14 protein-coding genes and 2 tRNA genes are annotated in these 18,651 nt (G+C 42.2%); 8 read left to right on the top strand and 8 right to left on the bottom strand.

All coding sequences use genetic code 11. The features are described 5' to 3' along the window. Positions 1-41: 41 nt before the first annotated feature. Positions 42-659 carry an imidazole glycerol phosphate synthase subunit HisH gene (gene hisH, locus F4W09_RS07065; protein WP_044739110.1) on the bottom strand — a complete coding sequence of 206 codons (618 nt, stop codon included), beginning with the start codon at positions 657-659 and terminating at the stop codon, positions 42-44. Then, positions 659-1,252, bottom strand: coding sequence for an imidazoleglycerol-phosphate dehydratase HisB (gene hisB, locus F4W09_RS07060; RefSeq protein ID WP_016168741.1), 594 nt, complete (start codon positions 1,250-1,252; stop codon positions 659-661). The genes hisH and hisB overlap by 1 nt, the downstream gene beginning before the upstream one ends. Positions 1,253-1,348: 96 nt before the next feature. Here hisB and F4W09_RS07055 point away from each other — a divergent pair, with 96 nt between their 5' ends. From F4W09_RS07055 to F4W09_RS07035, 5 genes are all read left to right on the top strand, one after another. Next, positions 1,349-1,732: a GNAT family N-acetyltransferase gene (locus tag F4W09_RS07055; protein ID WP_016168740.1), complete on the top strand. Its 384-nt coding sequence runs from the start codon at positions 1,349-1,351 to the stop codon at positions 1,730-1,732. A gap of 220 nt (positions 1,733-1,952) precedes the next feature. Then, positions 1,953-2,028, top strand: a tRNA-Phe gene (locus F4W09_RS07050). 138 nt (positions 2,029-2,166) lie between these two features. Then, positions 2,167-2,242: transfer RNA gene (locus F4W09_RS07045), tRNA-Phe, on the top strand. A gap of 111 nt (positions 2,243-2,353) precedes the next feature. After that, positions 2,354-3,106: a class I SAM-dependent methyltransferase gene (locus tag F4W09_RS07040; RefSeq protein ID WP_151504414.1), complete on the top strand. Its 753-nt coding sequence runs from the start codon at positions 2,354-2,356 to the stop codon at positions 3,104-3,106. Positions 3,107-3,191: 85 nt separating this feature from the next. Beyond that, complete coding sequence (locus F4W09_RS07035) at positions 3,192-3,704, top strand: hypothetical protein (RefSeq protein WP_151504413.1); 513 nt, start codon at positions 3,192-3,194, stop codon at positions 3,702-3,704. Positions 3,705-3,777: 73 nt separating this feature from the next. On the opposite strand, the gene F4W09_RS07030 is transcribed toward F4W09_RS07035, so the two are convergent. The 3 genes from F4W09_RS07030 to ompR all read right to left on the bottom strand — a co-directional run bounded on the left by F4W09_RS07030 (position 3,778) and on the right by ompR (position 8,223). Then, complete coding sequence (locus tag F4W09_RS07030; RefSeq protein ID WP_104441376.1) at positions 3,778-5,295, bottom strand: succinyl-CoA:acetate CoA-transferase ScpC; 1,518 nt, start codon at positions 5,293-5,295, stop codon at positions 3,778-3,780. A 432-nt stretch (positions 5,296-5,727) separates the two neighbouring features. Then, positions 5,728-7,188, bottom strand: coding sequence for an ATP-binding protein (locus F4W09_RS07025; RefSeq protein ID WP_044737341.1), 1,461 nt, complete (start codon positions 7,186-7,188; stop codon positions 5,728-5,730). A gap of 270 nt (positions 7,189-7,458) precedes the next feature. After that, positions 7,459-8,223, bottom strand: a complete 765-nt coding sequence (ompR, locus tag F4W09_RS07020; RefSeq protein ID WP_016168735.1) for an osmolarity response regulator transcription factor OmpR — start codon at positions 8,221-8,223, stop codon at positions 7,459-7,461. A 337-nt stretch (positions 8,224-8,560) separates the two neighbouring features. On the opposite strand from ompR, the gene F4W09_RS07015 reads away from it, so the two are divergent. Further along, positions 8,561-10,927 carry a Tex family protein gene (locus F4W09_RS07015; RefSeq protein WP_151504412.1) on the top strand — a complete coding sequence of 789 codons (2,367 nt, stop codon included), beginning with the start codon at positions 8,561-8,563 and terminating at the stop codon, positions 10,925-10,927. Positions 10,928-11,207: 280 nt separating this feature from the next. Beyond that, positions 11,208-13,397, top strand: a complete 2,190-nt coding sequence (locus F4W09_RS07010) for a SulP family inorganic anion transporter (RefSeq protein WP_151504411.1) — start codon at positions 11,208-11,210, stop codon at positions 13,395-13,397. Positions 13,398-13,506: 109 nt separating this feature from the next. Here the strand turns inward: F4W09_RS07010 and F4W09_RS07005 are convergent, their stop codons facing one another. Together F4W09_RS07005 and F4W09_RS07000 are read right to left on the bottom strand one after the other, a co-directional pair. Beyond that, complete coding sequence (locus F4W09_RS07005; protein WP_044737338.1) at positions 13,507-14,394, bottom strand: SDR family NAD(P)-dependent oxidoreductase; 888 nt, start codon at positions 14,392-14,394, stop codon at positions 13,507-13,509. Between the two features lie 284 nt (positions 14,395-14,678). Continuing rightward, the gene (locus F4W09_RS07000; RefSeq protein WP_151504410.1) at positions 14,679-15,956 is read right to left on the bottom strand and encodes an O-acetylhomoserine aminocarboxypropyltransferase/cysteine synthase family protein; all 1,278 of its coding nucleotides are present in this window, start codon (positions 15,954-15,956) and stop codon (positions 14,679-14,681) included. 293 nt (positions 15,957-16,249) lie between these two features. Here F4W09_RS07000 and ettA point away from each other — a divergent pair, with 293 nt between their 5' ends. Then, on the top strand, positions 16,250-17,911 hold the full coding sequence (ettA, locus tag F4W09_RS06995) for an energy-dependent translational throttle protein EttA (RefSeq protein WP_044737336.1): 1,662 nt from the start codon (positions 16,250-16,252) through the stop codon (positions 17,909-17,911). A gap of 56 nt (positions 17,912-17,967) precedes the next feature. Here the strand turns inward: ettA and F4W09_RS06990 are convergent, their stop codons facing one another. Further along, complete coding sequence (locus F4W09_RS06990; RefSeq protein ID WP_151504409.1) at positions 17,968-18,405, bottom strand: tetratricopeptide repeat protein; 438 nt, start codon at positions 18,403-18,405, stop codon at positions 17,968-17,970. Positions 18,406-18,651 lie beyond the last annotated feature (246 nt).

Genomic DNA, 18,651 nt, shown 5'->3' with positions numbered 1-18,651 from the left:
GGTCAACTAGGCTTTAAGTGTGGATGCTGAACAGGGTAGTTTTAAATATTCCATTCCACAAAATTTTTCAGCAATTGTAGTCCAGCCGTATGACTTTTTTCTGGATGGAACTGTGTCGCGAACAGGTTTTCTTGATGAATAGCAGTGCAGAATTGAATGCCATAATCACAGGTCGCAGCGACAATATTGCTGTCTTTTGGTTCGACATAGAAACTATGTACGAAGTAGAAACGTGCATCTTGTTCAATATTGTTCCACATTGGATGGCTCGGATCCGCCTGATGCACTTGATTCCAGCCCATGTGAGGTACTTTTAAGCCATCCATGTCTGGAAAGCGTTTGACGGCACCTTCAAAAATGCCGAGTGCATCCGTACCACCATTTTCTTCAGAATGCTGCATCAGTGCCTGCATACCTACGCAAATGGCCAAAACAGGTTTGTTAAATGCGGCTTGACGTACCACTTCATCAATCCCTGCTTCATGCATGCCTTGCATACAGTCTCGCATCGCACCGACACCTGGGAACACAATTTTGTCTGCTTGAGCAATCAGTTTCGGGTCATTGGTGACATCCACCGTAGCACCGACATATTCCAGTGCTTTTGCAGCTGAGTGCAAATTGCCCATGCCATAATCAAGAAGTGCAATACGGGTCATTACAAACTTCCTTTGGTTGATGCAATGGTATTGGCAGCACGAGGATCAACCTCACATGCCATACGCAATGCACGAGCAAATGCTTTGAACACACTTTCAATTTGGTGGTGGCTATTTTTACCCTTAAGGTTGTCAATGTGCACTGTCATGAGGGCATGATTGACGAAACCTTGGAAGAATTCAGAAAATAAATCCACATCAAAACGACCAATCATAGCGCGAGTAAATGGAATATCCATAAATAAACCCGGACGACCAGAAAGATCGACCACCGCACGGCTTAAAGATTCATCAAGTGGTGCATAAAAATGGCCATAACGACGCAAGCCTTTTTTATCACCTAATGCTTGGGCAAAGGCCTGACCTAGCGTAATACCGCAGTCTTCCACCGTGTGGTGATCATCAATTTCTAAGTCGCCATCACAATGGATATCAATATCAAATAGTCCATGCCGCTTGATTTGATCAATCATATGGTCTAAAAAAGGAACTCCAGTGTTTAAAGTGCCTTGACCAGTACCATCGAGATTTAAGCGTACTCGAATTTTGGTTTCGTTGGTATTTCTTACCACTTCACTGATACGTTCTGTCATAGACACGTTCCTCAAAAACGTCAAAAATGATTGATGTAAAATGTTTTTCGCCGTGACGAAATCACCGCATATTAGATTGCTCAGGAGGGTTTATCAATGCCTATTACCGTACATGCTTATACTTCACTAGAAAATGAAGAAATGCGCAGCCAGCTTGAGCGACTGTATGACACCAGCCCAGAATTTGGTGATGGGCAAGATGCGATAGAACAACTTGAACAAAACTTAGCTCAGTATACCCTAGTTTACACCGCAGAATTTAATACTAAAGTGATAGGTGCGATTTGGTGTACAGGGCAGGGTGAAAGTAAGACGCTGGAGTATATTGTGGTGCATCCTGCGAATCGTGGTCGTGGCGTTGCAGAACGGTTGGTCGCAGAAGTTTGCCGTATGGAAGAGGCCAAAGGGGTGAAAATATTTGAACCTGGTTGTGGTGCGATCCATCGCTGTTTGGCCCATTTAAATAAATTACCTAGTTAAATAGAATTCATCATGAAGCAGTAATCGGATTGCATCTGTATAGATTGAATAAAAGGGCAGCATTGATGCTGCCCTTTTATATGTAAGCCTGAATGGTGTATGAGAATGGGGGTAGTTTATGGCGATAACTCAAAATTTGTTGAAAAACCCATCATTTGATACAAAATTTGTAAAAATGTGCTTGACGCTTGTGGCCTAAACCGCTTTAATACGCCCCATCGGCGTGATAGCTCAGTAGGTAGAGCAACGGATTGAAAATCCGTGTGTCCCCAGTTCGATCCTGGGTCTCGCCACCATATATTTTAAAACCGTATTTGTGTTTTCAATCCCTGATCCCATCAGGGATTTTTTTTGGCTGAAAAATATCCGATTGATCAAAAAGTTATGGATTAGGATTGACTAATCAGCTGAGATGAGGCTTAATACACGGCATCGGCGTGATAGCTCAGTAGGTAGAGCAACGGATTGAAAATCCGTGTGTCCCCAGTTCGATCCTGGGTCTCGCCACCATATTCAAAAAACCCTTAAACAATGTTTAAGGGTTTTTTTATGCACAAAAAAAGTTGTGCTCTGTACAATCATGACTAAATTTAAAATAAAAATGGCGGGGAGCGAGGGGAAATGGCCAAGGATTTATTTTCTGCAAACAGTGAATTGTATCAACAAGCACGTCCTCAATATTCGACAGAAATTCTTGATGCCATTTTGACTTATGTGCCCGAACGAGCATTGGCTTGGGATTGTGGGGCCGGTTCGGGCCAATTTACCCAGTTAGTTGCACCTCATTTTGCGCAAGTGCTCGCGACAGACTTGAGCGAGCAGCAACTCCAACAGGCCCCTGTCTTTGCCAATGTGCGTTATTTACAAGCCACAGCGGAACACAGCCCTTGTGCGTCTGCGTCAGTGGATTTGGTTTGTGTGGCGCAAGCCATTCACTGGTTCGATTTTACGACCTTCTATGCTGAGGTAAAGCGTGTATTGAAACCAGAGGGTGTACTTGCCGTGATTGGCTATGGTCTGATTCAATTGCAGGATGCTGAATTGCAGCATGCCTTACAGCAGCTCTATTTCAAAACGTTACAAGGTTATTGGGATCCAGAGCGGCGTTATATTGATGAGCATTATCAAACCATTCCTTTCCCTTTTCAGGAGTTGGCTGTTCCTGCTTTAGCCTTACACTATACATGGAGCAGTATGCAACTGTTACAGTATTTAGCGACATGGTCAGGCGTACAACACTATCAGCGACAGCACCAGCAAGACCCGTTGCAGAATATACGTCAGTGCTTAGTAGCAAAGGGAAATCCTACAGTGAAGCTGAGTTTTCCTGTCTTGTTACGGGTAGGGCGTCAATTTGCGAGTGATGTTGCCTAAATGGCCGTTTTACGTGGAAACAACTGTTTAATTATTTATAGAGTTTTAAAATAAAAAGGGTAGAAATTTAAATGGACATTTTGCCATGTATTTCTCTCCCAAAATATTCAATGCACTGGCTTTGGGTGCATTGTTGATGAGTCATGGCTATGCCAATGTCCCATCTGATCTTTCCGCGCTGACAGAGCAAGATTTACGTCTTCAAACTGGAGATATTCAATCCCAGCCCGATGACGTCAGACAGCAAATCTTTGACCATTATTTGATAAAACTTGAGACTGCTCCGCAGCAGTGGACATTGATCGACACGGCACGTGTTTCACAAGAAATTTTACCTCCAGAACGTATTCCAACTTTTGATTTGCCTTTACCGATTTTGTTACACGTTTATTCAATTGCGGATGGCTTACAGTCAGATGACCCGAGACTGGGGCTATATCGAATGATTGATCCCGTGGTGAATCCGAATAGTCCTATCCAGTATTTACAGCAAGCACCCCAAATTCAGTTGAATTTGGGCGTGGTTTCAATTGGGACAATTGAGCAGCAGATGAACGTCGATGGGTTAATGAAGATGTTTTTATTGACGCCACATTAGGTTGTTATGGTTTAAATTCTAAACTTAGCCAAGAAAAAACGCCCCATCGGGGCGTTTTTTATGGTCATTCGAATTAAGCAGATTTTGCTTGTACTTGAGGAGCAAGCATATGGCCTGTCTCTTCGAAGTTAGAGTGCCAAGAAAGCGCTTCACGAAGTAAGTGAGGAGTATGGCCACCTTTTGCACATGAACGATCAAAGTAGTCGTTTAATGCATCGCGGTAAAGTGGGTGTGCACAGTTGTCGATAATCGCACGAGCACGCTCACGTGGTGCTAAACCACGAAGATCTGCCAGACCTTGTTCAGTTACAAGGATGTCTACGTCGTGCTCTGCATGGTCAACGTGTGATGCAAATGGAACAACAGAAGAAATGTCGCCACCTTTTGCAATTGATTTGGTCACGAAGATTGCCAAGTGTGCATTACGTGCGAAGTCACCTGAACCACCGATACCATTCATCATTTTTGTACCGCAAACATGTGTTGAGTTCACGTTACCGTAAATATCAAACTCAAGTGCGGTGTTGATACCGATAATACCTAGACGACGTACAAGTTCAGGATGGTTCGAAATTTCTTGTGGACGAAGCACCAGTTTGTCTTTATATGCTTCAAGGTTATTGAACACTTTCTCGCCGTATTTTGCAGAAAGTGTAATCGAAGAACCTGACGCAAAAATCATTTTACCTGCATCAATCAATTCGAAAGTACAGTCTTGAAGAACTTCTGAATACATGATCAGGTCTTCGAAGTTTGAATCTTTCAAACCAGTCAATACTGCGTTTGCGATTGAACCGATACCTGCTTGAAGCGGACCTAAGTTTTTCGGTAAACGTTCTTCAGCCACTTCTTTTTCGAAGAATGCGATTAAGTGGTTTGCGATTGCTTGAGTTTCATCATCTGGAGCAGTCACAGTTGATGGAGAATCATGTAATTCGCTGTTGAATACGATACCGACAATTTTAGATGGATCGATGTTGATCGCAGTTGTACCAATACGCTCGTCCACTTGAGTTAATGGAATTGGTTGGCGTGTTGGGCGATATGTTGGAATATAGATGTCGTGTAAGCCTTCAAATGCTGGGCTTAAGTTGGTGTTGATTTCAACAATTACTTTCTCAGCAAAAATTGCAAAGCTTGCAGAGTTACCTACAGATGTTGTTGGAATGATGCCGCCATCTTCAGTAATCGCTACGGCTTCAATCACCGCAACATCAGGCTTTTTCAACTGAAGGTTACGCATTTGTTCAACAGTTTCAGACAAGTGTTGGTCAATGAACATCACTTCGCCATTGTTGATGGCTTTACGTAAAGTGTTGTCGACTTGGAATGGAAGGCGACGAGCTAGAACACCCGCTTCAGTCAATTGTTTGTCAAGGTCATTCCCTAGACTCGCACCCGTAATTAACGTGATTTTTAATGGGTTCGTGTGAGCACGTTTTACTAAAGCCAATGGAACAGCTTTTGCTTCGCCAGCACGGGTAAAGCCACTCATACCGACAGTCATACCGTCCTGAATGAATTCCGCAGCTTGTTCTGCGCTGATGACTTTGTCGTGTAGTGAAGCTAAACGAATGCGATCTAATGACATGGTTTACTCTCGTTGGAATTTTGAAACTGATAGGGATTGTACCCATCAGAAAACGCATTTTGCATACCTGTTAGGCTAAGGTCTAATTTTTTAGAAAAATGCGGGTATAAAAAATTTTGATAATTTTTAATCAATTGATTTTATGAGGGATATTTCTTAACTGTTCGGTTGTTTTTAATACTGACTGTACGGTTATTGATCAAAATTAGTGCAAAATTTGTTACAAATAGCATGTTTTGAAGATCACAACATCACGATACAGAAAAATTTAGATTAAAAAGCAGAGTAAATCATTTTAAATAAGCTGGAAATTTCACTCAATCGCTGTTGAAGGAATGATCAGGAGAGGATGAGTAAAGACATCAATTACAGAAAGGTGAAAGTCCATAGTTTAGAAATACGGCTTTCACCATTGCAGGATAAGCAAAGAAATTAGAAGTGTTCGCTAATACTTTGTTTTAATTTTTCTATGGGATTGGCGGTGCTTAGTTCTTCAGGTTCGTCTTTGGGCAAAGGCAGTAAAATAATGGCTTCAAGCCCACCTTGCTCACGATTATGAATGAGGAGTTTACCCTGATGAATGTCCACAATGCGCTTCACAATTGCCAGTCCTAAGCCACTGCCTTGCACTGTTCGAGCAGCATTGCCTCGCACAAATGGTTGCATCAGATCTTCAATTTGGTCTTCTGGAATCCCTTCACCATGATCGGCCACACTAATTAAAATATGTTCGCCTTCCACCCGTGCGGATAACTCAACAGGTTCTGCGCCGTACCGTTTAGAATTATTAATTAAATTACCAATTAAGCGTTTCAGGGACAGACTGCGTGCTTGAATTAGGGGTAGTTCTTGCGGACTAAAGCGAACATCAAGAGGTTTAAATTGAATGACCAATTCCTGCAATAAATTATTGATATCCGTAGCTTGTAGGACTTCATCTGAGCCATCGCGCATAAAGGAAATGAATTGATTTAAAATGGCATCCATATCTTCTACATCATAAATCAGACCTTCTTTCAGGAAGTCATCATCTGGCATCATTTCTGCGCTGAGGCGAATACGTGTGAGGGGCGTGCGTAAGTCATGTGAAATACCTGCCAGCATAATACGACGATCTCGCTCTGTCTGATCTAGTGTATAAATCATATGGTTAAATGCCTGATTTACCTCACGAATTTCTTGCGGACCATGATTGGTTTCTAAGTACGGTGCAGTACCTGTTTTACTGTAGCTGTTTGCCGCATTTTGCAAACGACGCAATGGGCGGTTCAACTGACGCACCAGCGTTAAAATAATTACAGCAGATATGAGTGGAACCCCAAACAGCCAGCCGAAAATGAGTTCTGGACTGTAGTTAGCGTAGGTTTTTAAGGGTTCACGTACCCAGTGTCCATTCATTTCGGGGGTTTGCACCCAAATTCTGGGACTTGGTTTAAACTGAAAATATACGGTGACGTCTTTGATATTTAATTCTTTGGCAAGCTGATGCTCAATGCGGTTGGTAAAGAAGTCGGCAATCAGTTTATCTTTGACGTTTGGATATTCATTAGGATCGGTGACATATTCAACCCCAACGCGTTGTTTGAGCCATTGGTCAATGTCGAGTTGAACATCATCGTGGTAAATCTTTAAGCGAGGGTTGTTGATCATTTCTAATTCAACGGCAAGAAATCTCGCGTGTTGTTGAATTTCAGGTAAATACAGGGTTTTCCAGAAGAACCATAACGACATGAATAAGCTAAAGAACACCACAAACAACACCAGTACCGTGGTGCGCATGGCAGCAGAACGAGGCTTGATTTTATCGAAAAAACGTTCTGAAGAAGTGCGTTTCTTTTCAGAATAGGCGACAAAATCGGTAAATTCTTGCGGGTCGATCGGATCTAGTTTCACGGTAATTCCCCATAATTTAAGAACAGGGTTAAGTTTGTGCAGGGTCTTACTGTGATTAATTTAAATTCCAGTTTTAACCTTCGGTTCGACCTACTTTTGTTTTGGCAAAAGTAGGCAAAACCATTTCCATTTGCAAAACTCGACAGATACAAACATTGATCTGAATTCTCGCAGAAACATTTTTATTTAAAATCTCCTGCCTCGAACAGTTGCGAATGGTTATGTCACGAAATTCTTAAACATGATTTAAGATATTTCTTTGAGTTTTAATTACTCAGCACCATCTGGAACAAAAACATAACCTACACCCCAAACCGTTTGAATATAACGGGCACGGGCAGGATTTTCTTCAATCAGGCGACGTAAGCGAGAAACTTGTACGTCAATTGAACGCTCCATAGCCCCCCATTCACGTCCACGCGCTAAATTCATTAATTTGTCACGAGTGAGTGGTTCGCGCGGATGTTGTACGAGGGCTTTCAGTACTGCAAACTCACCCGTAGTCAGTGTAACCACTTGACCTTCACGCGTTAAAGTCCGGGTTGAAAGGTCTAATGACCAAGGCCCGAAGCTGACTACTTCCATTTGCTGACTTGGTGCACCAGGCACTTCGCGAACTTGACGACGCAACACTGCACGAATACGCGCGAGTAATTCATTTGGATTAAATGGCTTTGGTAAGTAATCATCGGCACCCGCTTCAAGACCCGCAATACGGTCTGAATCGCTACCACGTGCGGTCAGCATAATAATAGGCGTATCAATATTTGAATGACGCAAACGACGACAAATACTTAAACCATCTTCCACAGGAAGCATAAAATCGAGCACGATAAGTGAAAACAGTTCACGTTGAAGTAAGCGATCCATTTGAGTGGCATCGTGAGCCGTTTTCACCACGAAACCTTTATCTTCCAAGAATCGCTGTAATAGCGTACGTAAACGCACATCATCATCTACGACGAGAATGCGTTCAACGCGGTCAGTGTCTGCATGTACAACATCGCCATGTTCCGCAGGTACAACTAAACTCATGATGTGTGCTCCTTATTCTTTATTGTCATCGTATACGGGGTCAAGAGATCACAAGGAGTATACGATTCATTTATATCGATTTGCTATGTTCTAAAGCAACAAATATTGCAGATAAAATCAAGGCATAGATACCAAATATATACATCTAAAATAACGGATTAATGACTGATTTACTGTAGTTCTTTGCTTAATTATGAAAAAAAAGTGTGCGATTGATGAAAAAATCGAAAATTGGCAAATTCGACCAGAATGAAATTTAATAAAACAATTGTGGATTTTATGGTCTTGGTCTTTATAATCATGGCTTTTAGAACTTATCCTTGTGGGATCAAACACGATGACTGACTTAGTTCAGCAGTTGGCAACAGAGCTTGCCGTACGTTCAAATCAAGTCGAAGCTGCGATTAAACTAATCGATGAGGGCGCAAGCGTTCCATTTATCGCACGTTACCGTAAAGAAGTGACGCAAGGTCTAGACGACACTCAGTTACGTCAGCTCGATACACGTTTAGCTTATTTAAGAGACTTATACGAGCGTCGCGAAAAAGTCATTGAATCATTGAAAGAACAAAATAAATTGTCAGATGATTTATTGGCCCGCGTGAATGCTGCTGAAACCAAAAATGCTTTAGAAGAAATTTACGCGCCTTACCGTCCAAAGCGCACCAGTAAATCATTTAAAGCGAAAGAAGCGGGCTTGGGTCCAATTGCAGAAAAAATCTTTCAAGAAGCAGTTGAGCCAAGTGAAGCACTGGCGGGATTTAGTCATGAAGAATACCCAGATGTGGAAAGCCAGCTTGATGCAATCCAGCACATTTTGATAGATGACTGGGCACAAAATATTGCGTTAACCACCGAGTTAAAAAGTACTTTTGCCCAAACAGCCGTATTAAAAAGTTTAGTCGCAAGTGAAGAGAAAAAAGAAGTCGGTAAAAAATTCCGTGATTACTTCGACTTCTCTGAAAACTTGAATAAAGTCCCTTCACATCGTTTATTGGCGATGTTACGTGGCCGTCAAGAAAATGTCTTGGGCTTAAAGGTTGATGGTGACGATAACGCACCATTGGCACGTATTGAAGTTGAATACAACTTAGATCAAGTTCAGCCACAAGCACGTCAGGACTTTTTAAAGCAAACTGCAAAACTGTTCTGGTTAGGTAAAGTTCGTCCAAGCATCGAACATTCATTATTGACAGAAAAGCGTTTGAATGCCGAAGCTGAAGCGATGCAAGTGTTTGCAGAAAACCTACGCCACTTATTGCTTTCAGCACCAGCAGGCAGCCGTTGTACGCTTGGTGTCGACCCTGGTATTCGTACAGGCGTGAAATTGGCTGTGGTCAATGAATCAGGTGATGTGGTTGCACATAGCACCATTTATCCATTTGCACCGAAAGAAGATAAAGCAGGTTCAATTGCTGAATTAGCGCGTTTGTGCCAAGAATTTAAGGTCGATTTAATCGCGATTGGTAATGGTACAGCTAGCCGTGAAACAGAAGCTGTCGTTGCTGAAATGATGGCACAACACCCTGAACTTAAGGTTACCCGTGTGACCGTGAGTGAAGCTGGTGCATCGGTTTATTCAGCATCTGAATTGGCTTCGGCTGAATTGCCAGAGTTGGATGTGTCGATTCGTGGTGCGGTTTCAATTGCGCGTCGCTTACAAGACCCATTGGCTGAATTAGTCAAAATTGATCCAAAATCAATTGGCGTAGGTCAATATCAACATGATGTGAACCAAACTGGTTTAGCTAAAACCCTAGATGCTGTGGTTGAAGACTGTGTGAACGCAGTGGGTGTAGATGTAAACACTGCTTCTGCTGCAATTTTGGGTTATATCGCAGGTTTGAATAAAGCGATTGCACAACAAATCGTGGAATTCCGTAAAGAAAATGGTCGTTTCGACAACCGTCAAGACCTGAAAAAAGTGCCTCGTTTAGGCGATCGTACTTTTGAACAAGCGGCAGGTTTCTTACGTATTCAAAATGGTAGCGAACCACTAGATGCTTCTGCGGTGCATCCTGAGAGTTATGGTTTAGTCGAAAAAATGGTGACTGCCAAAGCGACTACCGTAAAAGACTTAATTGGCAACAGCGAAATTATTCGTCAAATTAAGGCAGAAGATTTTGCTGATGAACAATTTGGTTTGCCAACGATTCAAGACGTTTTAAGCGAATTGGAAAAACCAGGTCGTGATCCGCGTCCAGAATTCCGTACTGCTAAATTCTGTGAAGACATTACAGAAGTTGCGCAACTCACTGAAGGCATGCAGCTTGAAGGTGTCGTGACCAATGTGACGAACTTCGGTGCTTTCGTTGATGTGGGTGTACATCAGGATGGTTTGGTACACATTTCTGAATTGGCGAATGAGTTTGTTTCTGATCCACACAAAGTTGTGAAACCTGGTCAAATTGTTCAGGTGCGTGTACTACAAGTTGATGCAGAGCGTAACCGTGTGAACTTGTCAATGCGTCCAGAAGGTTCTGAAGCTCCAGCTAAAGCACCGCGTCAACCACGTCGTGAGCAAAATCAAGAACAGCGCGCTGAACGTAAGCCACAGGGTAAACGCCCACAGCAAGCGCGTCCACAAGGTGACCGTCCACAGCGTCAAGGTGGTCAAAAACCGCAAGCCAATAAACCACAAGAGAACAAGATTGGTGGTTTGGGTGCATTGTTATTACAAGCAGGGATTAAAGGCTCGAAATAAGCCTGAGTTCAACTAAGAAAAACCTCCCAATCGGGAGGTTTTTTTATGCTTAAAATATATCGAGATATATTTTGAACTGATATGTAGTGGCATTTTTAATTTCAAGATGAGCCGAATCTGAAGATCAACAAAAATAATATTAAAAGCTGTTAAACCTTCACAACAGCACAGCAGAACTTCACTTTTCACCCAGCAGATTGTCCGACAAGATTGAGAGTGTCTGGATATTAATATACAGACGTAAACTTTTTGCTATTTAATCATTATAAACGGTTTAACTATGTTGACTTTAGAAAGAAAAAACCGATTCCATATCAGGGATGCTTTGTCGGGTTTAGTGGTGTTTTTGGTGGCATTACCGCTGTGTTTAGGTATTGCTCTTGCATCAGGTGCTCCCATTATTTCAGGGATTATCTCAGGAATTATTGGTGGTATAGTTGTTGGGCTTTTGAGTGGCTCACACATTAGCGTTACAGGTCCAGCAGCGGGGCTAACGGCAGTGATTCTGGTGCAATTGGATCAATTAGGCGGCAATTATGCCGCTTTTTTATTGTGTATTATTTTTGCAGGTCTACTGCAAATTGGTTTTGGTTTACTCAGGCTCGGTTTCTTTGCCAACTTTATTCCCAACAATGTCATTTTGGGGTTATTGGCGGCTATTGGAATCATTCTAATTCTCAGCCAATTGCCCTATCTGTTGGGTTTTTCCAATTTCTCATGGCAACAGCTCTGGGGAGGTCAAATTCACACTGTGTTTACCACAGTCGATGCTGGTGCGGCACTGATTGGCTTATTCAGCTTATTGCTGATCTTGATGTGGGATTGTAGCCCACTGAAAAAATACAATATTCCTTCCGCATTGATGGCTGTCGTTTTGGCAGCAGGAATCAATTATCTGTTAGTTGCTACTCAATCTCCTTGGGCAGTGAGTACGTCAAATTTAATTCAATTACCCAACATTTGGCAGGCACCTGAGCAGGTATTGATGGGACCTGACTGGCGTTATTTAACTGAACCCTTAATTTATACAGGAGCACTGACTTTAGCCGTGGTCGCTTCTTTGGAAACTTTGCTCAATCTGGAGGCGGCGGACAAGTTAGACCCATATAAACGCTCGTCACCTCCAAATCGTGAATTGTGGGCACAAGGCATTGGCAATGTGGTTTCGGGCGCTGTTGGGGGGATGCCATTGACTTCGGTGATTGTTCGTAGTTCGGTTAATGCCAATTCAGGAGCGCGGAGTAAGTATTCCAGTGTGATTCATGGGCTATTGCTGTTGTTGGCCGTGCTATGTTTTGTGCCGTTGATGAATATGATTCCCTTATCGGCATTGGCTGCCATTTTATTAGTGACGGGCTTTAAACTCACGCATCCAAAGTTGTTCCAACAGCTATATCAAAAGGGTTGGAAGCAGTTTGTGCCATTTATTATTACCCTGATAGCGATTTTACTGACTGATTTGTTGATGGGGATTCTGGTCGGGTTATTCTGTAGTGCGGCTTTTATTCTGTACGGAAACTTTTATAAAGGTGTCAGAATTTATAAAGAGCATCATTTGCATGGTGTCGTGACTCGTATTGAACTACCGTCTCAAGTCACTTTTTTGAATCGTTCAGCCCTCATTTCAGCGCTGGAGCATATTCATGCAGGTGAACAGTTAATTATTGACGCCACACAGTCGGAATCGATTGATGCAGATATCTATCAGGTCATTCAAGATTATCAAGCTGAAACAGCACTGAAACGTCAAGTTGATGTGAAATTGATTGGCTTTAAACAACATTATCAAGAACTGGATGATGCGGCCCTCGATATTGATATCAGCACTGCTGAATTACAGCGTCAATTGAGTCCAGCGCAAGTGATTGATTTACTTAAAGCAGGGAATGAGCGTTTCGTTCAGAATGACCGCTTGCAACGGGATATCTACCGTCAGCTCCGTGTCACGGCTGATCAAGGTCAGCACCCGATTGCAGCAGTATTGGGGTGTATGGATTCACGTGCGCCAACAGAAATGTTGTTTGATGTCGGGATTGGAGATCTGTTTAGTTTACGGATTGCAGGGAATATCGCAGGACAAAAGGTATTAGGCTCGCTCGAATTCGCCTGTCAGGCCAAAGGCTCTAAAGTGATTGTGGTACTAGGGCATACCGACTGTGGTGCAGTCAGCAGTGCTTGCCAATTACGCTTACAGCAGAAACAAATTGCAGAGGTGAAAGAGATGCCGCACATTCAATATGTGTTGGGGCCTTTAATGCAATCGGTTAACAGTGTGTATCAGATTATGCAGCCACGTGAGCTGAATAAAGCTTTCTTGGATCAAGTTACGGCACTGAATGTGTTGTACAACATGCAATATATTCAGCAACACAGTAGCGTGTTGGCGGAGATGTTAGAGCAAGGACAAATTGCAATTGTCGGTGCAATTTATGATGTGCAAACGGGTCGGGTCAATTTTCTGGAAACCTAAAGGCGTATTAAGCGTTTAAGGGAGATGAATTACAGAATGTATGCAGTTTGAAATCTAAATACAGCCATAAAAAAGCCTGTCATTGGACAGGCTTTTTGAATATTTGAACTTACCAATGTTCACCTGGGAACAGACGGGCATACGCTTTTTGTACCCAATTGAGGCGTTCTTGTTTGCCTACAGAAGCAGAAGAGCTTGGGAACAAGTTATAGCCAATCGACATAAACATATTGTTAATATCAGGGGCAATGGCATAGGTAATCGATGCTAAACGACCAAGATTTGTCGCAATTTTCTTCGGACGCTTCACAATCGCATAAGCAATTAGGTCAGCCGCTTGTTCAGGAGACAGCGTAGGCACATATTTATAAATTTTGGTTGGTGCAATCATCGGTGTGCGAACCAATGGCATATAAATTGAAGTAATAGCAATTTTATGTGCATGTGCTTCTGCAGACAGACAGCGACTAAATGCATCTAGAGCTGCTTTAGAGGCGACATACGCCGAGAAACGAGTTGCATTGGCTAATACACCAATCGAGCTGATATTAATGATTTGACCGCCTTTACGATCCATCATATGAGGAAGTAAGTTCAGCACCAAACGGACAGCACCAAAATAATTCAATTGCATGGTACGTTCAAAATCATGAAAGCGATCAAGTGATTCGTGGACGGCACGACGAATAGAACGGCCTGCATTATTAATTAAAATATCAATATGTTCCACAGATGCTAAGATTTCTTTAGAGACAGCATCAATGGCTTCCATGTCATTCAGGTCACATGGGAATACTGACGCCTTGCCACCTTTGGCTTCAATTTCGGCCTTGACTTCATCTAAAGTTTCTTTGGTACGTGAGACGAGGAGGACATGTGCCCCTGCATCGGCAAGACGATGTGCTGTAGTTAAGCCAATGCCGCTAGATGCGCCTGTAATGAGGACGGTTTTACCGTGGATACGGTCCTGAAAGAGTTTCTCTAATTTTGCTTTCACGCTGTGTTTCCCTGATTAGAATTTAGTTCACTTAAATCCTAAATTGTCTTTATTTTATTGGAGAACTTAGTTCACATTATTCCATGAGTTGACTAAAACTCACACGCATAATGATAGCGAATATAATGAAAAAAGCTATAAATAAGTCTTTGAATTTACAAATAAAATTAGAGTAATTGCTCTATTTTAAATCTATCTTTTCTTAATTATTAACACGATTTTATTTAAATTCCAAGAGATAACGCTGAAAAATCAAGACCTCTTTTGAGGTCTTGATCGGTTCTTTAGACTTTTGCCAAAGCTTGCTCTAGATCGGCAAGTAGATCATCAATATGCTCAATCCCAACAGATAAACGAACCATATCGAGACTGACACCTGCTGCTTTCAGCTCATCTTCATTGAGTTGACGATGTGTGGTCGTTGCAGGATGGCAGGCTAAGCTTTTTGCATCACCAATATTGACTAAGCGTGTGAAGAGTTGTAGTGCATCAATAAAACGCGTCCCACCTTCACGGCCATCTTGTACCCCAAAGGATAAAATCGCAGAGGGCTGACCTTTGACATATTTTTGCGCCAAGCCGTGTTGAGGATGATCTTTCAAGCCTGCATAGTTTACCCATTTCACTTTTGGATGATTCTGCAAATATTCTGCCACTTTCTGTGCATTGTACGTATGACGTTCCATACGTAGGTTCAGCGTTTCTAAGCCTTGTAGAATCAAAAACACACTGAGTGGACTGATGGCGGCACCTGTATTGCGTAGTGGTACCACACGCGCACGAGCGATATAAGCGGCTTCACCTAAAGCTTCGACATAGTTCACGCCGTGATAACTTGGATCTGGCGTATTCAGCACTTTAAAGCGTTCAGGATATTTACCCCAAGGGAACTTGCCACTGTCGACAATTGCACCGCCAATCGAGTTGCCATGCCCGCCAATATATTTGGTGAGTGAATGAATCACAATATCCGCACCATATTCAAATGGTTTCAGCAGTGCAGGAGTCGCAACGGTATTATCGACAACAACAGGCACACCATATTCATGTGCGATGTTGGCAATGGCTTCTAGGTCAATAATATTGCCCAGTGGATTACCAATCGATTCAACAAAGACCAGTTTGGTTTTTTTATCAATTAAACCGCGTAAAGCTTCTGGGTTTTGATAATCAAAGAAACGGACTTCAATACCTTGTTTCGGCAAGGTATGCGCAAACAGGTTATAAGTACCACCATAGAGGGTAGAAACTGAGGCGATATTGTCCCCCGCTTCGGTAATGGTTTGTATCGCATAGGTAATGGCAGCCATACCAGAAGCTAACGCCAATGCACCAATACCACCTTCGAGTGCGGCCAAACGCTGTTCCAGCACTGCCGTGGTTGGATTCATAATTCGGGTGTAAATATTGCCTTGGACTTTAAGGTCAAATAAATCTGCACCATGTTGTGTATTATCAAAGGCATAAGAAGTCGTTTGATAAATCGGTACGGCCACAGCTTTAGTAGTGGCTTCAGGGCTATAACCTGCATGAATGGCTAAAGTTTCGTCTTTATAGGTCATGAACTTCAACTATGTGAGTTAAATTTTGCACAGTCTATCATTAATGAATATGATGGAAAGCGTGAAAATAATGAATATTTATCTAAAAAATTCATAAAGATGAGCTTTAAGTCGCTGTTTATCTATAGAAGAGTGGGATAAAGGCAGTGTTTAAAAAATCAGCGTGATCAAAGTTGTAACATTGCATTGAAGATCGGTTTGATGCCTTATTTTTTCAACGTATTCATCGTATAATGCCCGCAAATATTTTTCGCTTCTGGCGATTTTTTGTTTTTTCTATTGAGGAGTCCTACGTGGCCCAATATATTTATACGATGAACCGAGTGTCTAAAATGGTTCCGCCTAAGCGCGAAATCTTAAAAGACATCTCTTTGTCATTTTTCCCAGGTGCAAAAATTGGTGTACTTGGTTTAAACGGTGCAGGTAAATCGACCTTGCTTCGTATTATGGCGGGCGTAGACAAAGATTTCTCTGGTGAAGCGCGTGCTCAACCGGGTATCAAAATCGGTTATTTAGAGCAAGAACCACCGCTCGATCCAAATAAAGATGTACGTGGCAACGTCGAAGATGGTTTACGTGAACCATTGGATGCCTTGGCGCGTTTGGATGAAGTATTTGCTGAATATGCAGCTGAAGATGCAGACTTCGATAAGCTTGCAAAAGAGCAAGAAAAATTAGAAGCCATTATCCATTCATGGGATGCGCACAACCTCAGTAACCAAATGGATCAAGCAGCAGCAGCCTTGAACCTTCCAGCTTGGGATGCAGATGTAACGTTGCTTTCAGGTGGTGAACGTCGCCGTGTTGCACTTTGCCGTTTATTATTGTCTAAACCAGACATGTTGCTTCTCGACGAACCGACGAACCACTTGGATGCAGAGTCTGTATCTTGGTTAGAACGTTTCTTGAAAGACTTTCCAGGTACGATTGTGGCGATTACGCATGACCGTTACTTCTTGGATAACGTTGCTGAATGGATTCTTGAACTTGACCGTGGTATGGGTATTCCATATCAAGGCAACTATTCTGCTTGGTTAGAGCAAAAGAATGCCCGTTTAGAGCAAGAACAGAAACAAGAAGAATCTTTTGCGAAAGCATTGAAAAAAGAACTTGAATGGGTTCGTTCAAATGCCAAAGGCCAGCAAAAGAAAAACAAAGCGCGTATGGAACGTTTTGAAGAACTTAACTCGCGTGAGTTCCAACAACGTAACGAAACTTCAGAAATCTATATTCCACCTGGTCCACGCCTAGGCAATAAAGTGGTTGAAGTAGAAGGCATCAGCAAATCATTTGATGGTCGTTTGTTGTATAAAGATTTAACCTTCACGGTTCCACCAGCGGCAATTGTCGGTATTGTGGGTCCAAACGGTGCAGGTAAAACGACTTTGTTCCGTATGATGACGGGCGAACAGCAGCCTGATACGGGTACTGTGACTTTAGGTGAATCGGTTAAAGTCGCTTATGTGGGTCAGATCCGTGATACTTTGGATAACAACAAAACTGTTTGGGAAGAAGTGTCTGGCGGTTTAGATATCTTAAGAATTGGCGAATACGAAATTGCATCACGTGCTTATATTGGTCGTTTTAACTTTAAAGGCCAAGATCAGCAAAAACGTGTAGGTGAGTTGTCTGGTGGTGAGCGTAACCGTTTACAATTGGCGAAAATCCTGCAAATGGGTGCGAACGTAATCTTACTGGATGAACCATCGAACGACTTGGATATTGAAACTTTACGTGCGCTTGAAGATGCAATTCTTGTATTCCCTGGTACGGTAATGGTGGTATCGCATGACCGTTGGTTCCTTGACCGTATTGCGACACACATCTTGTCATTTGAAAATGAACAGCCTGAATTCTTCACAGGTAACTATGCTGAATATGAAGCATACCGTTTGGCTCGTTTAGGTGAAGATGCGGTACAAAAACGTACCAAATACAAAAAGATTGGTGGTTAATTCTAACCAATAAAAACCAGCCTTCGGGCTGGTTTTTTTATGCATGTGTTTTAATTTTAAGAAAAGGCCAATTCACTATAGGCATCATACAAACAGCGTTTCGCGTCAGGATGACCATCTTGTGCGGCTTTTTTTAACCACTGCTCGGCTTTATCATAATTACGATCTAAACCCAGTTGACCATTTAAATAGCCAATCCCCATTTTAAATTCAGCTTCTGGATGACCGCGTAAAGCAGAGCGGAGAAAATACCACATCGCATTACGGCTGTTACTGGACGACATTGGGCTGTGGTCGATCTGTACAGGGGCTGCCATTTGCAAGACATTTTTTTGCATGAACACATGGTAATGTTCACATAATGCCAGTTGCTCAAAATGCAGTCCACGTTGATATTCGTATTCACCTGCATGATCAAATACAGGTGTTACCAAGTCGTGATAGGGAGTGTGAAATAACAGTGTCCATACTGTTTTGAGGTATTCCATATTCATCTTCGCCTCCTTGTTACTGACAACATTAGTAGTCATTATTTAATTTAAACGTTTTGGTACTCAGATGTATTAAATTATTGTAACAAAATGGTTTTTATTGGTGTGTGCTGTGAAGAGCATGATGAATATTGGTGGTGTAATTTTATTACATCCATGAAGCTGCTATAGTGTCGGCAAGTTGTAATGATCGTATTTTATCTTGTGAAACGCTCTCATGTTTTTATCACCTTATTGCTGAGTTTGTTC

The organism is Acinetobacter tandoii (assembly GCF_008867985.1).
Lineage (GTDB): Bacteria > Pseudomonadota > Gammaproteobacteria > Pseudomonadales > Moraxellaceae > Acinetobacter > Acinetobacter tandoii.
This window is presented reverse-complemented; position numbering and strand designations above follow the sequence as displayed.

Coding starts and splice junctions, on each gene's coding strand:
- F4W09_RS07000 (WP_151504410.1), bottom strand. CDS start 15,956: ATGACCTATAAAGACGAAACTTTAGCCATTCATGCAGGTTATAGCCCT.
- F4W09_RS06990 (WP_151504409.1), bottom strand. CDS start 18,405: ATGAATATGGAATACCTCAAAACAGTATGGACACTGTTATTTCACACT.
- F4W09_RS07035 (WP_151504413.1), top strand. CDS start 3,192: ATGTATTTCTCTCCCAAAATATTCAATGCACTGGCTTTGGGTGCATTG.
- ompR (WP_016168735.1), bottom strand. CDS start 8,223: ATGAGTTTAGTTGTACCTGCGGAACATGGCGATGTTGTACATGCAGAC.
- F4W09_RS07015 (WP_151504412.1), top strand. CDS start 8,561: ATGACTGACTTAGTTCAGCAGTTGGCAACAGAGCTTGCCGTACGTTCA.
- hisH (WP_044739110.1), bottom strand. CDS start 659: ATGACCCGTATTGCACTTCTTGATTATGGCATGGGCAATTTGCACTCA.
- F4W09_RS07040 (WP_151504414.1), top strand. CDS start 2,354: ATGGCCAAGGATTTATTTTCTGCAAACAGTGAATTGTATCAACAAGCA.
- F4W09_RS07030 (WP_104441376.1), bottom strand. CDS start 5,295: ATGTCATTAGATCGCATTCGTTTAGCTTCACTACACGACAAAGTCATC.
- F4W09_RS07010 (WP_151504411.1), top strand. CDS start 11,208: ATGTTGACTTTAGAAAGAAAAAACCGATTCCATATCAGGGATGCTTTG.
- hisB (WP_016168741.1), bottom strand. CDS start 1,252: ATGACAGAACGTATCAGTGAAGTGGTAAGAAATACCAACGAAACCAAA.
- F4W09_RS07055 (WP_016168740.1), top strand. CDS start 1,349: ATGCCTATTACCGTACATGCTTATACTTCACTAGAAAATGAAGAAATG.